This window comes from Methanobrevibacter sp. (assembly GCF_045577275.1).
Taxonomy (GTDB): Archaea; Methanobacteriota; Methanobacteria; order Methanobacteriales; family Methanobacteriaceae; genus Methanobrevibacter.
The window spans coordinates 1-4,663 of sequence record NZ_JAZNIB010000094.1 but is presented as its reverse complement, the minus strand read 5'-3'; the positions used below and the strand labels follow the sequence as shown (position 1 = coordinate 4,663).

The window sequence follows — 4,663 nt, the reverse complement described above, 5'->3', positions numbered from 1 at the left end:
TTTACCTTTATAAATAATTGCAATTATTAAATTAAACTATAATTACCAACAAGGAATATATAAGGAAGACTATTATCATGTTAAGAGATCCTATTATTCAAAATTTATATCCGCAAATATTTGAATTCGAAGAAGCCATAGATGTAATCAGTGTTCTTAAAGAATGGCCTAAAACTAGATTATGCGATGATAAGGCAATCGCTAGAAAAACTAAGATTGATATTAAAACAGTTACCAACATTCTTAAATTGCTTGAAACCAACAACTTTGTTTATAATCTAAAAGTCAATGAAGTCTGCATTAAATTAATTAAACATTTCAGATCAGGCAAACTCTCCCATAAGGAGATTGCTAAAAAACTTAAATTGGATGTTGAAATTGTAGACCAATATATTGAAGAAAACGAATCCCTTTTATTGGAAACCAAAAAGACTTATTCTCAACAAACCTTAAAAACCTTAAATGATAATTTCAACGCTTTGATTAAGGGAGAAAAAAAGGATAAAGAAGATAAGGATAAGGAAGATGCCGCTGTTTCTGAAGAACAAGAAAAAATCGCAAAGGAACTTGAAGAGATTAAAGAAGCCAAATCCGATGATGACGATAAGAAAGTTCTTAATTTGGCTAAAGAATCTGATGATGCAGTGATTAAAGAAGAAGTTGATGAAGACAAGGATAAAAAGGCTAAAGCCAAAAAGCCAAAAGCTAAAAAAGAAAAGACAGCTAAGAAAAGAGCAGTCAATATGAAATTCTGGTATCTTACATTTGATGAAATCATCGCTTGTCTTAAAGATGGATACACAACAGATGAAGAAATCTCTGAAAAAATCAGCTGCAAACTAAATATCGTAAGGAAAATCCTTTATAAATTATATGATATGCGTTTAGCAAGCTATAAAAGGGATAAGGATAAGGAAACCCAATGGTACACTTACGATTGGAGATTCAATGAAGGGGAATATAAAAAATTAGAATTTAATTTAGCAAGCTCTGAACTTAAAAGATTGAATTCTGAATTGGAATATGAAGAAAACAACATGTTCTTCGTATGTCCAAATGGACATTACCGTCTCGACTTTGAAGACGCTTCAACTGTTGAATTCTTATGTCCAGAATGTGACCTTGATTTAGAATTCGAAGACAATCAAGAAAGAATAGACAGGAAAAAAGCAGAAATTAAAGTTCTTGAAGATTTAATTTCTGAATAATTTCTTTTCTTTTTCTTTTTTTATTTTTATTTTTTTAAATATTTTCTACTATTTTTATTTTTAATTTTTTTAGTTTTTTTTTTTAATTACTGCTATTTTTTTTTAATATTTTTATTAAAAAAAGTTTTATTTTTTAAAAAAGCATATGATTATTCTATTTTCTAATTAAAACTGCTGGTGTATGTATAATTGAATCTAAGGATTCTATAGTGACTCCATCAGTATCAGAACCTAAAACTTCTTTTACACTATAAATGGTTTCCATAGCAGTGGATAATGATTTTTGATAATCTTCTGCAATGTTTGCTATTTCAATGGCTTCAGCAACATCTATTTCCCTTGAACAGCCAAGAGGTGTTGATCCTAAGTTCTCTGACAATTGGCCTAATGTGTATCCGAAAACACCTTTGTCTGCTTCAATTCCTGGAATGGCAATTGGAAGTCCAGTAAAATATTTGTTTCCTCTTCTATATGTTGCATCTGTATCGATTATCAAGGTAGTTACAGTATGCCCTGTTTTATTTCTGATGTCTTCAGTGATGTCTTGAGCCACCTTTTCAGGGTTTTCCGGAAGCAATGAAACGCAGGTTCCAGGTGCATTGCTTAGATCGATTCCCGCTTCTGATGCAGGTTTCAATGCATGTTTCCAACCATATAAATCCAAAACAAGTTCCTTATGTCTTTTTGATTCTTCTGGAAGCTTTCTTAAATTCTTGATGGTTCTTTCCTTTATTCCAAGAAGTGGTCCTAAGATGTATCCCCAGAAGTATTTGCTCCAGTAGGTTGCTAAAAATGTAGCCTTGAATGATGGTGTATAGTCTGCTTCGTCAACTAATCTTCCTTGAGATACAGAAATTGGAGTTTCTGCAATAACCAGATAATCCCCTTCATTTGCAAGTTTGGAGATGTCTTCAATCATGAAATCAATGCTTTCGTTAGGTTTGATATAATGTGTTTCAATAGGGATGACTTTATATCCCTTGATTTCAACATACTTGTATTTTTGACCTTCCTCGGTTTCCGCTTCTTTATAGGTTGGATTAGTTGTCATGGTATCTCAATAATTAATTCAGTTAATAGTATAATTTTATATTAGTAAATATATAATTATTATTGTATAAACTTATATTATTTTTAATTAATCAATTCATAATTGGGAGATTTTATTATGGAAAAAACAATTACCTATTTTGAAGAACCTGGCATTGAAAATACCGATGCACTTATTGGACTTGTCAAAGAAAGATTGGAAGGCTCCGACATTAAATATGTAGCTATTGCATCTGCAACCGGTGCAAGTGCTTTAAAGCTTAATGAAGCGTTAAAAGGATTGGATGTAACAATCGTAAACTGTTCCCACCATGTAGGATTTAAGGGAGCAAATCAAGCAGATATTGATGATGAGACAAAAGCAAAGCTTGAAGCTGAAGGGATTGTAACATTTATGGGATCCCATGCCTTAAGCGGTGTTGGAAAAAGCATTTCCAAAAAATTCGGTGGAGCAACTCCTGTTGAAATCATTGCAGCAACCTATAGGACAATCTGTCAAGGAATGAAAGTATGTGCAGAAATCTCTATAATGCTTGCAGATGCAGGATTGATTCCAGTTGGCGAAGAGATTATAGCTATTGGCGGAACAGGTCATGGAGTTGACACAGCTGTTGTAATGACTGCAGCTAACATGACCAATGTATTTGACATGAAATTCCATGAAATCATAGCTATGCCAAGATAATTTGATTTTAGTTTCAATTCATTGAAACTTTCTTTCTTTTTTTATTTTTTATAAACTTTTTTTCAAAATAGTTATATACTTTGAAGTAAATAATAAAAATACTAATTTATAAGTACAAATTTGAGAATTTTATAATTTTTTTGTAATATTTCATTTACATTTAAATATTACTTTAAACATAATTAATAAATAATATTTATACTTATGATAAATAATTTTTAATTAATCAATAATTTGTGGGGTTTACTCGTGAAATTTATAGATGATGCAATTAAAGGAACAGAAGAAACCATTGAAAATTCTGCTCCTAAAAAATCAAATGATGAATTAGATCAAGAATTAATCGATCTTATAAACAGAAGTCGTGCTAAAATTATTGTAGTCGGTACTGGTGGTGCAGGAAACAATACAATTACAAGATTAAATGAAATCGGTATTGAAGGTGCACAAACCATTACTGTAAATACTGATGCTCAAGATTTATTCTACAGTACTGCTGATAAAAAATTACTTTTAGGCAGACAAACCTGTGGCGGTCTCGGTGCTGGTGGAGAACCTACCGTCGGTGAAGAATCTGCTGAAGAAAGTGAAGAAGACATTAGAGTAGAATTAGAAGGCGCTGACATGGTATTTGTTACTTGTGGTCTTGGTGGAGGAACCGGTACAGGTTCTGCACCTGTAATTTCCAAAGTAGCTAAAAAGGCTGGCGCTTTAACTGTTGCTGTAGCAACTATGCCATTCTCCGCTGAAGGTGTAAAAAGAAGAGAAAATGCTGAAATCGGTTTAGCAAAACTTCAAGAAAATGCAGATACTGTAATTGTTATTCCAAATGACAAATTGTTAGAAGTTGCTCCTAACCTTCCTTTAAACAAAGCTTTCATGGCTTCAGATGAAATCTTAGGAAGAGCTGTTAAAGGAATCACTGAACTCATTACCAAACCTGGACTCATCAGTTTGGACTTTGCTGATATCAGTTCCATCATGAAAGGTTCCGGTATGGCAATGATTGGTATGGGAGAATCCGAATCTGGTGACAGAGCAATTGAATCTGTACATGAAGCATTAAGCAGCCCATTATTAGACATTGACATTTCCAATGCTAAAGGTGCTTTAATTAACATTTCAGGTAGTTCCGACTTAACCTTGAACGAAGCTGAAAAGATTGTACAAATTGTTGGTGACAGATTAGATCCAGAAGCAAACATCATTTGGGGAGCTCAAATTGATGAAGACTTACAAAACATGATTAGAACAACCATTGTTGTTTCTGGTGTAAAATCTCAATATACCATCGAACCTCAAAATGATGAGTTCGAAGAAATCGAATTCGATGAAGATTTTGAAGGAACTGTTTTAGGAGAATCTGAAGAAGCTCCAGCAGATCCTTTAGATGAATTCTTAGATGGTATCTTTTAGATAAGCTTTTTTGTGGCTTCGCCACAAAAACCTTAACCAAAACTATTTTCACTAGTTGTGAGTATTCACTCTTAACTAGTTTCTTTTTTTAATTTTTTTACAGTTTTTATTTTCACATTTTTTTTAAAATATTTTTTTAATTTTTTACAAATTTATTTTCATATTTTTCACAAATCTTATTTTCATAATTTTTAAAAATTTATTCGTGTTTTATGCAAAACTTTATAAATGTAGTTAAATAAAACATATAATATTATTTCAATTGTTATGTTACTAATCATGATATTTGTATTCGCAAGAACAT

The 4,663-nt window shown here is 31.7% G+C and carries 4 protein-coding genes; 3 read left to right on the top strand and 1 reads right to left on the bottom strand.

The genetic code is table 11. From position 1 onward, the window contains the following. The first annotated feature begins 77 nt into the window (after nt 1–77). On the top strand, nt 78–1,208 hold the full coding sequence (tfe, locus tag ACKI67_RS03240; RefSeq protein ID WP_407461957.1) for a transcription factor E: 1,131 nt from the start codon (nt 78–80) through the stop codon (nt 1,206–1,208). A gap of 154 nt (nt 1,209–1,362) precedes the next feature. Here the strand turns inward: tfe and ACKI67_RS03235 are convergent, their stop codons facing one another. After that, nucleotides 1,363–2,259 (bottom strand): coenzyme F420-0:L-glutamate ligase, encoded by an 897-nt coding sequence (locus tag ACKI67_RS03235; protein WP_407461956.1) that lies wholly within the window; start codon nt 2,257–2,259, stop codon nt 1,363–1,365. 117 nt (nt 2,260–2,376) lie between these two features. Here ACKI67_RS03235 and ACKI67_RS03230 point away from each other — a divergent pair, with 117 nt between their 5' ends. Together ACKI67_RS03230 and ftsZ are read left to right on the top strand one after the other, a co-directional pair. Then, complete coding sequence (locus ACKI67_RS03230) at nt 2,377–2,943, top strand: pyruvate kinase alpha/beta domain-containing protein (protein WP_407461955.1); 567 nt, start codon at nt 2,377–2,379, stop codon at nt 2,941–2,943. Nucleotides 2,944–3,192: 249 nt separating this feature from the next. Beyond that, on the top strand, nt 3,193–4,359 hold the full coding sequence (ftsZ, locus tag ACKI67_RS03225; protein WP_407461954.1) for a cell division protein FtsZ: 1,167 nt from the start codon (nt 3,193–3,195) through the stop codon (nt 4,357–4,359). Nucleotides 4,360–4,663: the final 304 nt, after the last annotated feature.